The organism is Candidatus Cardinium sp. cBcalN2, assembly GCF_022810445.1.
Taxonomy (GTDB): domain Bacteria; phylum Bacteroidota; class Bacteroidia; order Cytophagales; family Amoebophilaceae; genus Cardinium.
This window is the reverse complement of sequence record NZ_JAACGD010000121.1, coordinates 1-772: the sequence shown is the minus strand read 5'-3', so window position 1 is coordinate 772 and position 772 is coordinate 1. Positions and strand designations below refer to the sequence as shown.

Annotated in this window: 1 pseudogene; it reads right to left on the bottom strand. The window is 32.6% G+C overall.

Annotated features, from left to right (window positions below):
- Nucleotides 1-237: 237 nt before the first annotated feature.
- A pseudogene (locus MUW74_RS03745) lies at nt 238-599 on the bottom strand (DDE-type integrase/transposase/recombinase); the annotation flags it as partial.
- Nucleotides 600-772 lie beyond the last annotated feature (173 nt).

Genomic DNA, 772 nt, shown 5'->3' with positions numbered 1-772 from the left:
TGGATTTATACTTGATTTCTGTGATGTATGTCTGATTATAAATCTAAAAAGATATCTGATCTCCGTGGTTTTGTGGCGTCTATAATTGTTATTGATTGTAATTTTTCCTTTACCTGAAATTTCGAACATTATTCGGCCATTAGCCTAGCAAAGTTCTCAAAAGTAGAAACGGTGTGATTAGCTTCGATTAGTTGTCCTTTTTGAATCACACGAATGTTTGCTACCTCCTGCAATGATAATGGCTGCAGACTTATTTCTATACTTACACAGAAAAAAGTCAACCGTATCACCATAACGATCTACTGCTTTATATAAATAGAGCCATTTCCCATTTAGCTTAGCATACGTTTCATCCATTCTTCAACTACTACTAGCTGATCTTTTTCTTTTTCTTACCTGTTTATAAAAGGAACAAACTTAATAATCCATCTTTGTAGCGTAGAGTGATCAACTTTTGCGCTTCTTATAGGCATCATTTATTCCGGATCTATATAGCTCAAAGAAAAACGACATTTCATCTAGCAAAATAACAGAACGACTGCTGATCAAGAACAATATCCTTTAAAATAAAGTAATAAACCGGGAGAAATTTTAAACATAGTAACTACTTATTTAAGTATAAATAATAAAGATAAATAACTTGTTTAGAACAAACGCGACAGAACCTCTGAATAAGCTTCGGTATTTTCGTAATACATTCAATCTACATGTCTTGTTAAACATTTAGAAAGTTTAACTGCTGGTGATATCTTATTGGTATGGCGCCTAGATC